14 protein-coding genes and 2 pseudogenes are annotated in these 17,164 nt (G+C 60.0%); 13 read left to right on the plus strand and 3 right to left on the minus strand.

Annotated elements, in window-relative coordinates; all coding sequences use genetic code 11:
• Positions 1-182: pseudogene (locus tag HMPREF2724_RS12540) on the minus strand (nitronate monooxygenase); the annotation flags it as partial.
• A gap of 65 nt (positions 183-247) precedes the next feature.
• Between HMPREF2724_RS12540 and pth the strand changes: the two are divergent.
• The 9 genes from pth to HMPREF2724_RS00810 all read left to right on the plus strand — a co-directional run bounded on the left by pth (position 248) and on the right by HMPREF2724_RS00810 (position 11,823).
• A complete protein-coding gene (gene pth, locus HMPREF2724_RS00770) occupies positions 248-961 on the plus strand; it encodes an aminoacyl-tRNA hydrolase (RefSeq protein WP_083306056.1) in 714 nt (237 codons plus the stop codon).
• A 38-nt stretch (positions 962-999) separates the two neighbouring features.
• Positions 1,000-1,830 (plus strand): SDR family NAD(P)-dependent oxidoreductase, encoded by an 831-nt coding sequence (locus HMPREF2724_RS00775; protein WP_070586720.1) that lies wholly within the window; start codon positions 1,000-1,002, stop codon positions 1,828-1,830.
• 52 nt (positions 1,831-1,882) lie between these two features.
• Positions 1,883-3,523: a peptide chain release factor 3 gene (locus HMPREF2724_RS00780; RefSeq protein WP_061921410.1), complete on the plus strand. Its 1,641-nt coding sequence runs from the start codon at positions 1,883-1,885 to the stop codon at positions 3,521-3,523.
• Positions 3,524-3,682: 159 nt separating this feature from the next.
• Complete coding sequence (locus HMPREF2724_RS13440) at positions 3,683-3,775, plus strand: potassium-transporting ATPase subunit F (RefSeq protein WP_061921406.1); 93 nt, start codon at positions 3,683-3,685, stop codon at positions 3,773-3,775.
• Positions 3,772-5,424 (plus strand): potassium-transporting ATPase subunit KdpA, encoded by a 1,653-nt coding sequence (kdpA, locus tag HMPREF2724_RS00790; RefSeq protein ID WP_070586722.1) that lies wholly within the window; start codon positions 3,772-3,774, stop codon positions 5,422-5,424. The genes HMPREF2724_RS13440 and kdpA overlap by 4 nt, the downstream gene beginning before the upstream one ends.
• Entirely contained in the window at positions 5,421-7,553 is a 2,133-nt protein-coding gene (gene kdpB, locus HMPREF2724_RS00795; RefSeq protein WP_061921401.1) for a potassium-transporting ATPase subunit KdpB, read from the plus strand. Before kdpA ends, kdpB begins: the two co-directional genes overlap by 4 nt.
• Positions 7,554-7,556: 3 nt before the next feature.
• A complete protein-coding gene (locus tag HMPREF2724_RS00800; RefSeq protein ID WP_082778573.1) occupies positions 7,557-8,294 on the plus strand; it encodes a potassium-transporting ATPase subunit C in 738 nt (245 codons plus the stop codon).
• A 104-nt stretch (positions 8,295-8,398) separates the two neighbouring features.
• Complete coding sequence (locus HMPREF2724_RS00805; protein WP_061921398.1) at positions 8,399-11,074, plus strand: DUF4118 domain-containing protein; 2,676 nt, start codon at positions 8,399-8,401, stop codon at positions 11,072-11,074.
• Positions 11,074-11,823, plus strand: a complete 750-nt coding sequence (locus HMPREF2724_RS00810; protein WP_061921396.1) for a response regulator — start codon at positions 11,074-11,076, stop codon at positions 11,821-11,823. Before HMPREF2724_RS00805 ends, HMPREF2724_RS00810 begins: the two co-directional genes overlap by 1 nt.
• Here HMPREF2724_RS00810 and HMPREF2724_RS12545 read toward each other — a convergent pair.
• Positions 11,801-11,974: pseudogene (locus HMPREF2724_RS12545) on the minus strand (GntP family permease); the annotation flags it as partial. The gene HMPREF2724_RS00810 and the pseudogene HMPREF2724_RS12545 sit on opposite strands and share 23 nt — an antisense overlap.
• A gap of 436 nt (positions 11,975-12,410) precedes the next feature.
• Here HMPREF2724_RS12545 and HMPREF2724_RS00820 point away from each other — a divergent pair.
• Positions 12,411-12,791 (plus strand): hypothetical protein, encoded by a 381-nt coding sequence (locus HMPREF2724_RS00820; protein WP_070586724.1) that lies wholly within the window; start codon positions 12,411-12,413, stop codon positions 12,789-12,791.
• A gap of 2 nt (positions 12,792-12,793) precedes the next feature.
• On the plus strand, positions 12,794-13,336 hold the full coding sequence (locus HMPREF2724_RS00825; protein ID WP_070586727.1) for a gamma carbonic anhydrase family protein: 543 nt from the start codon (positions 12,794-12,796) through the stop codon (positions 13,334-13,336).
• Here the strand turns inward: HMPREF2724_RS00825 and HMPREF2724_RS00830 are convergent.
• Positions 13,333-13,986 carry a hypothetical protein gene (locus HMPREF2724_RS00830; RefSeq protein WP_070586729.1) on the minus strand — a complete coding sequence of 218 codons (654 nt, stop codon included), beginning with the start codon at positions 13,984-13,986 and terminating at the stop codon, positions 13,333-13,335. The two genes, HMPREF2724_RS00825 and HMPREF2724_RS00830, sit on opposite strands and share 4 nt — an antisense overlap.
• Before the next feature lie 136 nt (positions 13,987-14,122).
• Between HMPREF2724_RS00830 and HMPREF2724_RS00835 the strand changes: the two genes are divergently transcribed.
• Both HMPREF2724_RS00835 and HMPREF2724_RS00840 read left to right on the plus strand, forming a co-directional pair.
• Positions 14,123-16,510, plus strand: a complete 2,388-nt coding sequence (locus HMPREF2724_RS00835; RefSeq protein ID WP_070586731.1) for an MMPL family transporter — start codon at positions 14,123-14,125, stop codon at positions 16,508-16,510.
• 2 nt (positions 16,511-16,512) lie between these two features.
• A complete protein-coding gene (locus HMPREF2724_RS00840) occupies positions 16,513-17,112 on the plus strand; it encodes a TetR/AcrR family transcriptional regulator (protein ID WP_070455989.1) in 600 nt (199 codons plus the stop codon).
• Positions 17,113-17,164 lie beyond the last annotated feature (52 nt).

Below are 17,164 nucleotides of genomic sequence, written 5' to 3' on the forward strand. Positions count from 1 at the left end.
AAATGCTCACCCTCGCAGGCCGCAATCTGTTCCCGCGCCGCTTCGAGGGAAGCAGTGCCCAGTGCCAAAGCACCAAAGGAGCCGGCTGCCGATGCCGCCAGAACGCTGCGCGGGGTCGTGGGTCCCCCGGCCATGGGGGCGGGAAGTATTCTGGCTTCTAAGCTTTCAAGTAGTGTGCTCATCTCGCCCACACTAGGCAAAGGATGCGCGTAAGCTGTTTTTTACTCCCCACATTAAGGTGTGTTTTATGTCTTCCCTCGGCGCAACCATCAAGGAATGTTTGCAGCAGCTTCGCTCTTCGGCGGGGTCCAAAGCAAGTATTGTGAAGGAGGGGCTTCACCGGAGCACAGCACGCCAGAAGCAGGCTCCCTTGCTGGAAGTTTCTGACCTTTCTGGCCAATGGCTCGTGGTGGGCCTTGGCAACCCCGGCGCGCAGTACGCCGCGACTCGCCACAACGTGGGCTACATGGCAGTCGATGACCTTTTAGCCGATTCCGGAGATATCCTGCAGCCGGTTAAGGGCCATAAATTGTCCGCGGCGCAGGTAATGGTGGGCGATATCGCCGTAGTCGTTGCCCGTTGCGCAACTTTTATGAACTTGTCTGGTGACCCGATCGCTCCCTTCGCAGAGGAATTACAGATTCCAGCGGAGCGCATCATCGTGATTCATGATGAGCTCGATTTGCCAGCGCATAAGATTCGCATCAAGGTAGGCGGCAATGAAAACGGCCACAACGGGTTGAAGTCCTTGAGCGAACGCTTGGGACCCCGCGAGTACCCTCGCATTCGCATCGGTATTGCCCGCCCGCCGAAGGGCACATCCATTCCGGATTATGTCCTGGGGCCGGTGGATTCCGGTACTGGTTTCGACGCCGCAATCGCCACGGCTGCCGACGCCGTGGGGCTCATCGTTTCCCGCGGCATTCAATTCGCGCAGAATGAGATTCATTCCCGCAAGTAACCCACCAGAGAAAGCTCATAACCCCTAAGCTTTAATTCATGAGCCACGACCCACAAACCATCGTCATCACTGGTGCCTCTGACGGCATCGGCGCTGCAGCAGCCCGCGTGCTCCGCGCTCAACGCCCGCAGGATCACCTGGTGCTGGTTGGCCGTAATCCCGAAAAGACCAAGGCTGTGGCAGAAAGCGTGGGGGCTTCCTTCCACCTGGCGGACTTTGAGTCTTTGGGCCAGGTGCGCCGCTTGGCAGAAGAATTAGGTGAGCTCGAGGAGATTCACGCGTTGGGAAACAATGCGGGCGGGATCTTCGATGGCCCCTTCACCACGGCCGATGGATTTGAACGCACGTGGCAGGTTAACGTGGTGGCGCCTTTCCTGCTGACTTCCTTGCTACGGGAGAAGCTGCGCAAAACGGATGCCACCATCGTGCAAACCGCTTCGGTGGCTAATTTCTTGATGTCTGCATTCGATCCGGGCGATCCAAATACCTTCCAGAAGTTCACCGCAGAGCGTGCCTACGGCAACGCCAAGCGGGGCGATATTTTGCTTACGCAGTATCTCCACGATCATGGGATGACTTCCGTGGCCTTCCACCCCGGCGTCTTGGCAACCAACTTTGCGCGGTCATCGCAAACCCGCACGAGCAAGTTCTACACCGGTGCCATCTCCAAGTACTTTGGAAAAGCCCAGGCCGGCGGCGAGAGCCTTGCATATTACCTCACTGGCACGCCGGGCGTGCACTTTGAGTCTGGCCAGTATTTCAACAGCAAGCGCAAGCCGGGCATGCGTCGACCGATGGCCAAGAAGGCAAGCGTTGCTCGCCGCATCTTCGATGACTTGGGCGAGCAACTTGGCGTGGACTGGAATTAATTGCTGCGGCGCGATTCCAGCACTTTAGGTCAAGACCGCTAAACTTACGCGCATGAGTATTGCCTCCGAAGCCACCCGCCGTCGTACATTTGCCGTCATCGCCCACCCGGACGCCGGTAAATCCACCCTTACGGAGGCGCTGGCGTTGCATGCGCACATCATTAATGAAGCAGGTGCCGTGCACGGCAAGGGAAACCGTAAAGCCACGGTCTCTGACTGGATGGAGATGGAAAAGGACCGCGGTATCTCCGTAGCTTCTTCTGCCCTCCAGTTCGAGTACGCCCCGGAGGGCCATACGGGTGAGCCTTACATGATCAACCTGGTCGATACCCCGGGCCACGCGGACTTCTCGGAGGATACCTATCGCGTTCTTACTGCGGTTGATGCCGCAGTCATGCTTATCGACGCCGCGAAGGGCCTGGAGCCACAGACCCTCAAGCTCTTCCGTGTGTGCAAGGCCCGCGGTTTGCCGATTGTTACGGTTATCAATAAGTGGGACCGTGTCGGCCGCGAACCGCTGGAGCTCGTGGACGAGATCGTCAACGAGATTCAGCTACAGCCCACCCCGCTGTACTGGCCGGTCGGCATCGCTGGTGACTTCCGTGGCTTGGCGCACATCAATGAAGACGGCGAAGCGGATAACTACATCCACTTCATCCGTACTGCGGGTGGCTCGACCATCGCACCGGAGGAGCATTACGATCCGAGCGGCGCTGAGGCCAAGGAAGGTGATGCCTGGGAGACCGCCGTCGAGGAAGCAGAGCTACTGGCTGCCGACGGCGCGCTGCATGACCAGGAGCTATTCGAGCAGTGCGTTACTTCCCCGCTGATCTTTGCCTCCGCAATGTTGAACTTCGGCGTGCACCAGATTCTCGATACCCTCTGCGCCATCGCCCCGGCCCCGCGCTCGCGCGATTCCGATCCGAAGGCAATCGAGGCGTCCGGCGGCGCCAACGCAGCCATCGACGAGGTCCGCGAGGTCACCGATGACTTCTCCGGCGTCATCTTCAAAGTGCAGGCGGGCATGGACCGCAAGCACCGCGATAACTTGGCATTCATGCGCGTGGTCTCCGGCGAGTTCGACCGCGGCATGCAGGTCACCCACGCCCAATCCGGCCGCAGCTTCTCCACGAAGTACGCGCTGACTGTCTTCGGCCGCACGCGCGACACCATCGACACCGCCTACCCGGGCGACATCGTGGGCCTCGTCAACGCCGGTTCCCTGGCACCTGGCGATACCATCTACTCTGGCAAGAAGGTGCAGTTCAAGCCGATGCCGCAGTTCGCACCGGAGGCATTCCGCATTCTACGTGCGAAGTCTTTGGGCGATTACAAGGCCTTCCGTAAGGGCTTGGATCAGTTGGCTGCTGAGGGCGTCGTCCAGATCCTGCGCAATGAGGCCCGTGGCGACGCAGCTCCGGTGATGGCTGCGGTGGGTCCCATGCAGTTCGAGGTCATGCAGGCGCGCATGGAAGTGGAATACAACGTGGAAACCGTCACGGAGCCCATCCCGTATTCCGTTGCCCGTCGCACCGACGCCGAGTCCGCCTCTGAGCTCGGCCGCCAGCGTGGCGTGGAAATCTTTACCCGCACTGACGGCGAACTAATCGCCCTCTTCGGCGATAAGTGGAAGCTAGCTTTCATTGAGAAGGAGCACCCGGAGCTGACCATGGAGCCACTCGTCGCAGACTAGCTCTTCCCTCAGCGTAGATGTCAAAATCTCGTTAAGACCCAGATGTAGCGGTGCCGATGGGTGCTTTTATACATCCATGGCATTCGACATTATTTTGACGCTTGCCACCATTGTGCTGTTCGTTATCATTCAATGGATAGCTCAGGTGGTGGATAAGCTATGACCTGGGAACTTACTGTAGGCGCGATTCTAGGGATCGCGGCCGTCATCTATTTGCTCATCGCTCTGTTGCACCCTGAGGACTTCTCATGACCGGGGTTATCGGCGGGTATATCCCGTTCGTCGCGGTATTCACGCTCCTCGCCGTGCTGTACGTCCCACTGGGCGGGTACATGGCAAAGGTTTTCACAGGAGCCAACGATCTCAAGATAGAGAAGGCCATCTACAAGGTGTTGGGGGTAGATTCTTCCGCCCGGCAAACTTGGCGCCGCTACGCCGGTAGCCTCTTGGCCTTCTCCATGTTTTCGATCATTGTCTTGTACCTACTGCAACGCCTCCAGCAGTACTTGCCGTGGGCGCACGGCATGGGCCCAGTAGATCCGGACCAAGCGTGGAATACTGCGGTCTCGTTTACAACCAATACCAACTGGCAGTCCTACTCCGGTGAAACTGCGATGTCGCAGCTGACGCAGATGCTCGGCATGACGGTCCAAAACTTCGTCTCCGGTGCCGTAGGCATTTCCGTCGCTGCTGCGCTTATCCGAGGGTTCGCGGCCCGTAACGGCGACGGGCGCATCGGTAACTTTTGGGTGGATCTTACCCGCGTCTGTCTGCGCATCCTCCTGCCCATGGCAACCTTGGGCGCGCTGTTTCTCATGACCCAGGGAGTCATCCAAAACCTGCAACCCCCGGAGACTTTTACCACAGTTACCGGCGCTACCCAGACCATCCCCGGCGGCGCTGTGGCCTCCCAAGAAGTCATCAAGGAACTGGGTACCAACGGTGGCGGATACTTCAATGCGAACTCGGCCCACCCGTTCGAGAACCCGACCGTGTGGTCCAACGCCCTGGAAATCTTCCTCATCCTTGTCATTCCGGTGTCTCTCACTCGCACATTCGGTCTCATGGTCCGCGATACCCGCCAGGGCTACGCCATTCTTTCCGCCATGGCGGTGTTGTACTTCCTGTCACTCGCTTCCGTCACCGCCCTCGAGGCCACTGCTTCCGGCGCTATCGGCGGCAGCATGGAAGGTCGCGAAATGCGGCTTGGTACCATCCCGTCTGCGCTGTTCGCGGTGACAACGACAATGACGTCGACCGGCGCAGTTGATTCATTCCACTCGAGTTACACTCCTCTCGGCGGCGGCCTTCTCATCTTAAATATGCTGCTCGGCGAAGTCTCTCCAGGCGGTGTCGGCACTGGGTTGTACGGCATGCTGGTCATGGCCATTCTGTCGGTGTTCATCGCCGGCCTTATTGTCGGGCGCACACCGGAATACCTGGGAAAGCGCATTGGCGTCGGCGAAATGATCAAGGTCTGCCTGTACGTCCTCGTGATGCCCACCCTCGTGCTGGGCGGAGTGGCACTATCCGTCCTTCTGCCAAGCACCCCAGACTCTCTATCCGCGGCGGGACCGCACGGTTTTAGCGACCTGGTCTACGCATTCACCTCCGCATCCAACAACAACGGTTCGGCATTCGCCGGATTCGGAGCAGACACCTGGTGGTTCAACATCTCCCTCGGTATGTGCATGCTGTTGGGGCGTTTTCTGCCCATCGTTATGGTCCTGGCAATTGCCGGCGCCATGGCCAAGCAACGCATCATCCCGACGACTTCGGGCACTCTGCCGACGCACAGCGGGCTATTCGTCGGCCTGCTGATAGGCGTCGTTCTCATCGTCGGTGCACTAACATTCCTTCCCACTCTCGTCCTAGGACCGATTTTGGAGGCGACTCTATGAGCTCGACCACATCTACTTTTTCCGCAGAGCAGCTCAAGGCCACGGTGCCTTTGGCTCTGCGCAAGATGAGCCCGAAAGAGCTCGTTAAAACGCCGGTGATGTTCTTAGTAGAGGTGGGCGCTGTGTTCACCTTCATCATCGCCTGTACCCAACCGACTTTGTTTAGTTTCTCCATTTCTCTCTGGCTCTGGGCCACGGTGTTCTTCGCAACCTTTGCTGAAGCCTTCGCAGAAGGTCGTGGCAAGGCTCAGGCGGACGCCCTACGTCGATCACGGACGACCACCACTGCCCGTCGCATCACCTCCACGGTCCTCGTCACCGCCGGGTCCGGCTCCGGCCGCACCAACGTTGAGCTCAGCCCGGCCAACTACGAGACCGAAGAAGTCCCCTCAACCGAGCTGGCCAAAGAGGATGTCGTCCTCGTAGAAGCCGGTCAGACCATTCCAGCCGACGGCGACGTCATCGTTGGGGCGGCCTCCGTGGACGAGTCAGCCGTCACCGGCGAATCCGCCCCGGTCATCCGAGAATCTGGAGGCGACCGGTGCGCCGTCACCGGTGGTACCCGCGTGTTGTCTGACTGGGTCGTAATCAAGGTCACCAACGAGCCCGGTCAGTCCTTCATGGACCGTATGATCGGTTTAGTCGAAGGCGCCAATCGCCAGAAGACCCCGAACGAGCTTGCCTTGTCCACGCTCCTCAACGTATTGACCCTGATATTCCTGCTCGTTGTCATGGCGCTAGCCCCGACCGCGGCATTTAATGGTGCGGCGCAGGATCCCCTGGTTCTTGTCGCCTTGTTGGTCTGCCTGATCCCAACCACCATCGGCGCGCTGTTATCCGCCATCGGCATCGCCGGCATGGACCGTCTGGTGCAGCACAATGTGCTGGCCATGTCCGGGCGTGCCGTCGAGGCTGCCGGTGACGTCTCCACTCTGTTGCTTGACAAGACGGGCACGATTACGGTCGGCGACCGCCAGGCCGTGAACGTAATTCCTGTGGGCGGGTACGACCAAGACGAGCTTATATACAAGGTGCAGCTTTCCTCCATGGCCGACGAGACCCCGGAGGGACGTTCCATTGTCAAGCTGGCGGAAGCCGCCCGAGGTGAAATGCCAGAGGAACACTTTCGCAACCTCGAATTCATCGCATTTACTGCGCAGACCCGCATGTCGGGGGTGAAACTCAGCGATTCCGAAATGATCGTCAAGGGCGCGGCCAAGCAGATCATGACAACTGTCCGCGAGCTCGGCGGCACTGTTCCGGCAGAGACCGAGGACGTGGTCAACTCAATTAGTCAAGACGGCGGCACCGCACTCGTGGTCGCCGAGCTCATTAACGCCCCGGAGCCCGGATCCGATCCTCGTGAAGCGACCGCCAATTCCTCCTTGTCACGCGTCCTCGGTGTTATCCATCTCAAGGACATTGTGAAAGACGGCATGGTCGAGCGCTTCAAGACGCTGCGCGAGATGGGCATTCGTACCGTCATGATCACCGGTGACAACGAGCTGACCGCTCAAGCCATCGCCAAGGAAGCCGGCGTCGACGACGTTCTCGCCGAGGCTACTCCGGACCAAAAACTCGCGCTCATAAAAAAAGAGCAGGCCGGTGGTCACATGGTGGCCATGACCGGTGACGGCACCAACGATGCTCCGGCGTTGGCGCAGGCTGACGTGGGAGTGGCGATGAACACCGGTACGACCGCCGCCAAGGAAGCCGGCAACATGGTCGACTTGGACTCAGACCCGACGAAGCTCATCGACATCGTGGGAATCGGCAAGCAGCTGCTCATCACGCGTGGCTCCCTGACGACCTTTTCCATCGCGAACGACGTAGCAAAATACTTCGCCATCTTACCGGCGATGTTTATCACCGCATTCCCGGGGCTGCAAGCCCTCAACATCATGCACCTGCATTCTCCGACCTCGGCCATCTTGTCCGCTGTCATCTTCAACGCGCTCATTATCGTGGCGCTCATTCCGTTGGCGCTCAAGGGCGTGTCCTACCGCCCGGCCAGTGCTTCCGCACTGCTGCGCCGCAACCTACTCATTTTCGGCCTCGGTGGCTTCGTAGCCCCGTTCATTGGCATCAAGATCATCGACCTCATCATTGGTAATGGGTTAGGAATTTAAACCATGCACACTCCTCAGACTCCACAATCCGCGAGGGCACACTCAACAGCAACGGATGAGCCCATCAGCCACGACCTGACGCGCTCGGATGAATTCGGGAACAACCCGGATCTGTACCACGCTGCCGGCGCAAGTCCTTTTAGCACGGGATTCAACGTCCGCGCGCAATGGACTGCGTTGCGAACACTGTTGGTGATGATGCTCATACTGGGCTTCATCTATCCCATGGTCCTCATCGGCGTGGGCAAGCTATCCCCGGATAAGTCCAACGGTGGCCTCCTACGCGACGCCAACAACGAGATCGTCGGCTCCCGCCTCATCGCCAACCCCGTCGAGGGAGACCAGTGGTTCCAGCCGCGGCCGTCCGCCGCAGGCGACAATGGCTGGGACGCTATGTCTTCGTCCGCATCCAACGCCGCCGTGGTCTCGCAGGAATATCAGGACGAGATTGCAAAGCGCCGCGCAGAGGTCGCTGCCCGCGAGGGCGTGAGTGAAGACCGCGTGCCTGTCGATGCCGTCACGGCTTCCGGCTCCGGTCTTGACCCGCACATCTCCACCGCGTACGCCGAGATCCAGGTGCCACGCATAGCCAAGGCCACCGGCCTAGGCGAGGACGATCTCCGTCAGCTTATCAAGGACAACCAGGTAGGGTTCATGAACTCCTTTACTGGAAGCCCGAATGGTGTGGCCGTCAACGTAGTCACACTCAACTACGACCTCGCTAAGCTTGTCGCCGAGTAATCCTCTTTTCGCCCCGTGCCCGCCCGCGCGGGGTCTGTCTCCGTCTTTCTCCCCTCGACACACGCCGCCCAGAATAAACACTCCCAAGGATATAATTGGTAACTATGTCTGCCTCTGAGTCTCCTCGAGCGACTACCGACTCTGCGCCCTTCGAGCCATCCCACAGCCACCGTGGAAAACTCAAAGTCTACCTTGGCTTTGCCCCCGGCGTGGGCAAGACCTGCGCCATGCTCAACGAAGCACATGAATTGCAGCGGCAGGGGCTTAACGTCATGGTCGGCGTCGTAGAAACGCACGGCCGGAAACGCACCGCGGAACTGGTCGAGGGTTTAACCGTCATCCCGCGAAAGAAAACCACCTATCGCGGGCGGGTCTTCGAAGAGCTAGATGTCGACGCCTGCTTGGCACTTGCTCCAGACGTGCTTCTCGTCGACGAGCTCGCGCACACCGTCGTCACCGGTGATGCCGAGTTCGCAGCCACAGAAGTCTCGCAAAAGCGTTGGCAGGACGTCTACACGCTGCTTGACGCCGGGATCGACGTCATCTCAACGCTCAACATCCAGCACCTCGAATCGCTCAACGACGTCGTAGCGGCGGTCACAAACACCCGGCAGCGTGAAACCATCCCCGATCAGGTGCTCCGCGATACCGACCACATCGAGCTGGTCGACTTATCCCCCGACTCGCTGCGTATCAGGCTCGCGCGGGGCGAGATCTACCACGGAGCCATGGCGGCCAAGGCCCTGGAGAACTACTTCCGCTTGGGAAACCTGACTGCCCTGCGCGAATTGGCGCTGCTGTGGTTGGCTGACAAGGTCGAAGAAGGTCTCGCGGCCTACCGCGAGAACCACGAGATCGACTCGACATGGCCGACCCGCGAGCGCCTCATCGTAGCGGTGTCGGGCAGCGACGGGTCCGAAGCACTCATTCGGCGCGCCGCCCGTATCGCAGGAAGAGTTTCGGGCAGAGAAATGGTGGCGGTCTACGTCGCCAGCAACGAGGGTTTGACCTCCAACCAAACCCCTTCCGCGCTGCGCCGTCTGCAAGAGCTGGTGGAAGATCTCAATGGCCAGTGGCGCGTGCTCATCGGCGACGACGTCGCCGGCACGCTGTTGGAATACGCACGCTCTATCAACGCGTCGCAATTGGTTATCGGCCGCCGGCCACGCTGGGGGCACACTCTTGCCAATGGAGTTGCCGAGCGTGTGATCGATGGCTCGGGCACGATTGATGTCCACATCGTCTCCCTGTCCTCGTCAGATGACCCCCAGCCAAAACGGCCGCGGCGAGGCACGATTTTCGGCCGAGTCCGCCTACTGACCGGTTGGTTTGCGGCGTTGCTCTTCCCCCCGGGGTTTACGGTGCTCATGTTGCTCTTTAATCCGGAGGAAAAGTTCTTGAGCCCCATCCTGCTGGGATTTCTCACCATCGTGGTCTTTAGCGCCATCGCGGCCGGCGTGTGGCCGGCGCTGCTCGCGGTCATCAGTGGTTCGCTGTTGGCCAACTGGTTCTTTACCGCTCCCACCCACACGTTGAGTATTACCGAGCCGGAGTCGATAACCTCGGTGGGCTTCTTCATCATCATCGCTCTGACCGTGGCGTATATCGTGGACTACGCTGAACGGCGCGCAGACGAAGCGAAACGACGTCAAACACAGGCCGTCATCATGGCAGACCTTGCGCGCGGCGTCATTTACGAGGGGGCGGATCTCAAATCACTATTGCGGCGACTTGGCGAGACTTTTTCGTTGGACAAGGTCCTCCTTCAGCGCTATTCCAGTGAAGACAAGAAGTGGTGGACCATCGAGTCCAACGCGGAGTCCTCGGATGTAGTTGTGGCACAGCAAAAAAGTCGTGCCGGTGAATCCGCCAACCACGTGGGGATCGGTGACTCACTGCGCCTAGTCATCGGCAACCGGGAACTCAGCCCGTCTGAGATCGATATGATCGAAGCCCACGGTGCTCGCATTACCGCCATTCTCGACCGGCAGGAAATGGAAGCGATGCGACGGGCGACCTCAGCCCTGGAGTCCTCCAACCGAGTCGGTTCCACGCTGCTCACCGCGGTCTCGCACGACCTACGAACGCCGCTAGCCGGCATCACCACGGCAGTCTCCGGTCTCACGCTCGGCGACGTCGAAATCTCTGAGGCCGACCGCCAGGCCCTCATCAACACCATCGAGTCCTCGGCGCACCGTCTCGAGATAGTTATCAATCATCTGCTTGACATGTCTCGCCTCAATACGGGGGTGCTTCGACCAAACTCGCAGGCTATTGATGTCGCGGACATCGTCGACGCTGCGCTCGATGAGCACAGCGTCTCTGCAGGAGGCGTGCGTGTGGACATCCCTGTCACGCTGCCCCCGATCCTCGCGGATTACGGCCTCGTCCAGCGCGTACTAGCAAACGTCATCGCCAACGCGGTCAACCACGGCGCGGGCACCCACATCGATATCACGGCGCGCGAGGCACACCTGGCCAGCGTGGCCGACGATGCCGCTTCAATCGGGCCTTCTGGCCTTCGCGACGACCATAACATCGTACAGATTAGGATTGCTGATCACGGCCCTGGCATTCCTCGAGACCAGTGGGATAGCTTGTTTCTGCCTTTCCAACGGCTATCAGATGACGCCTTGGGGCTCGGCCTGGGTCTGGCCGTGGCCCGTGGTTTCACTGAAGCCATGGGCGGACACATCTACCCCGCCGAGACCCCCGGTGGCGGCGCGACCATCGTCATCGAAATGCCTTGTACCTCTACACCCGAAGGTGGAAAGCAGTAGTGTCCCAACTCCATTCATCCTCTGCGGCACCCGAAGCCGACCAAGGGCCCCGCATCCTCATCGTTGAAGACGACCATACGCTAGCCCTTGCGGTTTCAATCAACCTCAAGGCGCGGGGTTATCAAGTTCGCGTTGCAAAGACAGCAGCCTCCGCCCTGAAAATCTCTGGGCAGTGGCAACCCCAGGCAGTTCTGTTGGACCTCGGCCTTCCGGACACGTCTGGTCTAGAAGTCCTGCGCTCGCTGCGCACATGGTCGACTGTGCCCGTCATCGTGGTCTCCGCCCGCCATGAACAAGAGGGCAAGATCAACGCCCTCGACGAGGGCGCCGACGACTACGTCACCAAACCGTTTTCCACTGGTGAGCTGCTCGCCCGGCTCCGATCCGCCCTACGCCGCGCCGCCACCGCCTTCGCCACCGAACGAGTGAACCCCGTACTCGTCTCCTCGGATAACCGGTTACGCCTCGACCTTGCCCAATCAAGTGTCTACGTGGATGACTCACGCATCCACCTCACACCCATTCAATGGAAAATCGTCGAATACATGGCCCGCAACTACGAGTCTCTCGTCAAAAGCACCGATTTGCTACAGGCAGTGTGGGGCAAAAACTATGAGCAAGAGACCAATTATCTGCGCGTCTACATGTCGCAATTGCGCCACAAGCTCGAGCCGGATCCGTCACGTCCGCGCTATTTCCTCACCGAGCCGGGCTTGGGCTATCGCCTTAACGGCTTCGCCCCCGCATGATGGCCAAAGTCACGAGCGGGATGATGATCGTCACGACAGCAACGTCCTTGTAGGACAGTCGGTGGGTCATACCGCAGACCATGAGCTTGGTGAGCACCGCGCCGTTCTGCGGCAGCGAGTCGAAGCTCACGGAGGCCATGGCGGTCACGCGCCGTCGATAAAGCGCAGCGTCATAATGAGCGGCAACGTCGAGGGCGCGCACGTACATGTTTATGTCGGTCTGCTCGTGGATATCGTCGCGCGTGATGTAGATGGACTCGCCGGTATCCGCGCGCGTCGTCGCCAGGTTCATCTCCTCCGAGTTCGCCTGAAATGCTTCGCAGTCGAAGGGCAGATCATTGTCCGAGGAGCGCTCGTAGATATACTCCGCTTTGAAATACCCCGTGCCGCGCAGCAACGAGGACACCCCCGCCAAAGCTCGGGTTATGGGCGAAGTCCACGAAGGAATCCTTTGCCCGCCAAGCGTCGCGCGAAAGATAATTCACGGTGTGCGAGGCCCCCGCGGACACGCCGCCTTCAAAAATTAGGGCGGAAGTTCTTGCATCAATCACGTTGTTTTACCGCACGCGGCTGCTTACGATGTTCACATGGGATTACTTGACGCGCTCCGCTCGCTCACCGGCCCCAAGGCCCCGCGCCTCGCCACGCCCGAGGCTGGCGCGCCCGTCGTCGAGGTCGGCCATTTGGAGGTCCACACCGCCGGAACCTTGCTCATCGTCGTCACCGACTCTTCCGGCGCCGCAGCCCTCCGTGAGGTCGCCCTCGCCGCCGAGCCCGCTTGGCTTGCCGATGCCCCCACCCGCGTCTTCTTCTCCCCGGCCCCACGCCCCGAGGTCCCCGTCCGCGACCCGAAGAAAGGCTGGGCCATCCCGCTCGACCCGGACACACGCGCCGCACTGCTGGAGACCCTGCGCGCCGAGCCGGGCGACTACGAGCTGTCCAGAACCCTTGCCATCTCCGTGGAGTAATCATGCTCATTCTTCCCTTCAACGGCGTCCGTCCCCGCATCCACCGCAGCGCGTTTATCGCGCCGAACGCCACGATTATCGGCGACGTGGAAATCGGCCCCGACGCGTCCGTCTTTTATGGCACGGTCCTGCGCGCCGACGTCGGCGCCATCCGCATTGGCGCACGCACGAATATCCAGGACAATTGCGTACTCCACGTCGACTGCGACGCAGACTGCGTCCTCGAAGACGACGTGACTGTGGGCCACATGGCGATGGTCCACGGCGCACACGTCGAGTCCGGAACGCTCGTGGGTATGCAGGCCACCGTGCTCTCGCGCTCGCATGTCGGTACTGGCTCGCTCATCGCCGGCGGCGCCGTGGTCCTCGAAGGCCAGCAGATCCCGGCGCGCTCGCTCGCCGCTGGCGTGCCCGCCAAGGTCCGCCGCGAGCTGAACCCCGAGGAATCCGCCGCGTTTATCCCGCATGCCGCGCGCTACGTCGAGACCGCCCGCGGCCAGGCGCCCGAGTCCGAGTCGCTGGGTCTCGAGGACGTCTGGTTCTAGAGCGAGACCACACCCATGATGATGAGGAAAACCGCAACCGCGTAGCCCGAGTACAGCGCGACCTGGGTCGAGTTGCGGCGCGCAGCCGCGAAGATGCGCCCGGCTGGACTGTCCGGGTAGTGGCGCACCATCGCGAGCCCCAGGCCACAGAGCGTGGGTAGGCTCAACGCCAGGCAGGCGTAGAGCAGGCCTGCGCTCACCCGCGAGCTCACCGAAAGATCGCCTGCGGCCAAGTGCATGAGGCCGTAGTAGAACGGCACCGAGGTGAGCGATTGGATAATGCCCATCGCGAAGCCGACAAGCGCCGTAAGCAACGACGGGGTGCGCAGCGGGCCTAGGAGTTTCTCCACGAGCGGGTTCGACTCGCCTTTGGAGCGCCACGCGCCGAGCGCGAGGAGGACGCCGACCACGATGAGCACGATGCCCGCGATGGGCGAGTCGAGCACCGAGATGATCTGGTCCTTGATGCCAAGGAAGATAGAGAACACGAGCGCCGTCGCGGCGAGCACGCCCAGCCAGTCTCCCACGACCACGAGCGTAGCGATCTTGCGATACATCCCGCGCGGCAGCATGATGCCAATCGCGACGAGGATGCCGATGAGCAGCGCATTCACGGAGTCAAGGAGAGCATAAAGGACGGCATGGAGCATGCGCGCAAGTCTACAGCGCTTATGCAGCACCTCCCCAAACCGATCCCAAATCGAAAACTTGCACAGCAACTGAAAGTTTGCGTAAGGTGTGCAATGTTGCAGAAGTAACGCAAACTTAATCAAAGGAAGTCTGTACATGTCGAAATTCCTCTACCGACTCGGTAGTTGGTCATACCGAAAAGTGTGGCCATTTCTCGCGTTCTGGCTCGTAATCCTCGTGGGCTTCGGTGGCCTCGCGGGCGCTTTTGCCAAGTCCCCTAGCCCAACCTTTTCCATGCCTGACATGGATTCCACCGTCACTCAGGAAAAGATGATGGAGCGCTTCGGTAATGAAACCGATGCCATGAGCGCGCCTAGCGCCACCATCACCGTTCAAGCTCCAGAAGGCGAAAAGCTCAGTGACAAAGAGGTCATGGGCGAGGTCGATTCCATGATCGAGGAGTTGCAAGGCACGGACGCGCTGCGCGATTCCGACAAGATTGTCAATCCCGTCGTGGCTGCGATAGGCATGGAAAAGCAGCTGACCGAAAAGATGTCCGCGCAGGGCATGCCCGAAGAGCAGATCCAAGAAAACCTGGCCGCCCTATCCCCGCTCAGCGAGGATAAGCGCACCGGCACCATCTCCATCGAATTCGATGCAGATACCGTCACCGACATCCCGCAAGAAGAGATGACTGCGGTCACGGATATTCTGCGCGACTACGACGAGGGCGACCTCACCGTGAAATACGGCGGCAACGCCTTCAACGGCGCCACCGAGATGAACATGGTCTCCGAGGTCATCGGCCTCATCGTCGCGGCCGTCGTGCTGCTTATTACCTTCGGCTCGTTCGTAGCCGCAGGCATGCCGCTTATCTCCGCCGTCATTGGCGTGGGCGTCGGCCTGCTGGGCGTCCAGCTCGCCACCATCTTCACGGACTCTGTCTCCGATCAGACCCCGATGCTGGCGTCCATGATTGGTCTCGCAGTGGGCATCGACTATGCCCTGTTCATCGTCGCTCGCTTCCGCAACGAGCTGATTACCTCCTCTGGTCTCAATGACTTGAACCCCAAGGAGCTGGCCGCAGAACTTAAGAAGATGGACAAGGCTACCCGCGCGCATGCAATGGGCATGGCGCTGGGAACTGCCGGTTCCTCCGTCATTTTCGCCGGCATCACCGTGGTCATCGCCCTCACCGCGCTGACTATCATCGGCATTCCGTTCCTTTCCACCATGGCCATCGCAGCCGCAGCCACCGTGGTCATCGCGGTCTGCGTAGCACTTTCCTTCCTACCGGCCCTCCTCGGCCTGTTGGGCACCAAGATCTTCGCAGGCCGCGTTCCCGGCCCTAAGGTTCCGGATCCAGAAGATGAAAAGCCAACGATGGGCCTAAAGTGGGTACGCCGCGTGCGTGCGCATCCATTCCTGCACCTGGTTGCCGGCGTTGTGCTGCTGGGCATCCTCGCACTTCCGGCTGCCAACTTGCGCCTTGCGATGCCGACAGATGGCACCTCCAAGCTAGGCACCCCCCAGCGCGATGCCTACGAGATGACCGAGGAGGCATTCGGCCCGGGACGCAATGCTCCGATGATCGCTTTCGTCGACGTCGCGAACGTCGCCGAGCAAGACCGCCTGCCTGCATTCCAGCAGATTCTGCAGGAATTCAATGACACCGAAGGCGTCGTCAATGCCCAGATCGTGGCAACCACCGACTCCCAAGATGCCGCGCAGATCATGATCACCCCGTCCACCGGCGCGACCGATGAGGAAACCACCCAGACCTTGGAGCGTCTGCGTGATTACCAGGGCGAGTTCAGCGAAAACACCGGCGGTAGCTACGGCATCACCGGCATTACCCCAATCTTCGATGACATTTCGCAGAAGCTTTCCGACGTCCTGGTCCCCTACATCGCCATCGTCCTGGGCCTCGCCTTCCTGGTGCTGCTATTGGTATTCCGCTCCATCTGGGTACCGCTGATTGCCGCGGCCGGCTTCGGCCTATCAATGGCCGCCACGTTCGGCATCACCGTCGCTATCTTCCAGGAAGGCATGTTCGGCATCATCGATGACCCACAGCCACTTCTTTCCTTCCTGCCGATCATGCTCATCGGCCTGACCTTTGGCTTGGCGATGGACTACCAGGTCTTCCTGGTTACCCGCATGCGTGAGGGATTTGTCCACGGCAAGACGGCCGGCAACGCCACCTCCAACGGATTCAAGCATGGCGCTCGCACCGTGACCGCGGCGGCGTTGATCATGATCTCCGTGTTCGCGGCCTTCATGCTCATCGACCTCCCCTTCATTAAGACCATGGGCTTCGCGCTGGCAGTCGGCGTCTTCATGGATGCCTTCGTCGTGCGCATGATGCTGATTCCGGCCACCATGTTCCTGCTCGATGACAAGGCGTGGTGGATGCCGAAGTGGCTGGAGAAGATTCTGCCCAACCTCGATGTAGAAGGAGAAGCCCTGAGCGCACAGCGTGAAGAACTCCAACAATTCCAGCGCGATAAGGTAGAAGCAAAGTCCACCGGAAAAGGAGCATAAAAATGGCGAGCTTGCGGGAAGCAAAAAAACGGGCCACGCGCCACGCCATCGCAGATTCTGCCGCACGCCTGGTGCTCGCTGAAGGAGCGGAAAAACTCACCGTGGCGCGCATTGCGGAGGTCGCCGGGGTCTCCCCACGTACCTTCCACAACTACTTCACCTCTGCTTCCGATGCGCTTTTGTTTTTCACCGCAAGCGTCCTTGAGTCCTTCTCGGAAAATATCGACGAGCTCTATCCCGAGGCTGACATCAACGAGTTCTTTGAGCACCTAGTCTCGGATATTCTGGAATCCGAGGACGAAAACCTGCATTCGATTGCTACCTTGGTGGCCATCGGCGAGAGTCTCGAAGGGCTTAGCCACACTGCCGAAGAGCGTCAACGCTACGAGTCTTGTGCCGAAGACATCCTGAAGTCCTTCAGCACGCGAATGGCCGACTTTTCCGAAAGAGAAATGCGCGTCATTTTGACTGCCCATGGCGCGGCCGCACGCCTTGCCCTGATGGAAATCAATGCCGCAGAAGAGGAAGGCCATGCTTTGAGCATTGAAGAAAAGAAGCAAATCGTCAGCGAATGCCTTGCAGCGCTGAAAAAGATTTCCTAATCGATTTCTCAAGCACTGCGCTTTCCTGCAGTTCACTGAAAATTCACCCCGG

This window comes from Corynebacterium sp. HMSC071F07 (assembly GCF_001810285.1).
GTDB lineage: Bacteria > Actinomycetota > Actinomycetes > Mycobacteriales > Mycobacteriaceae > Corynebacterium > Corynebacterium simulans.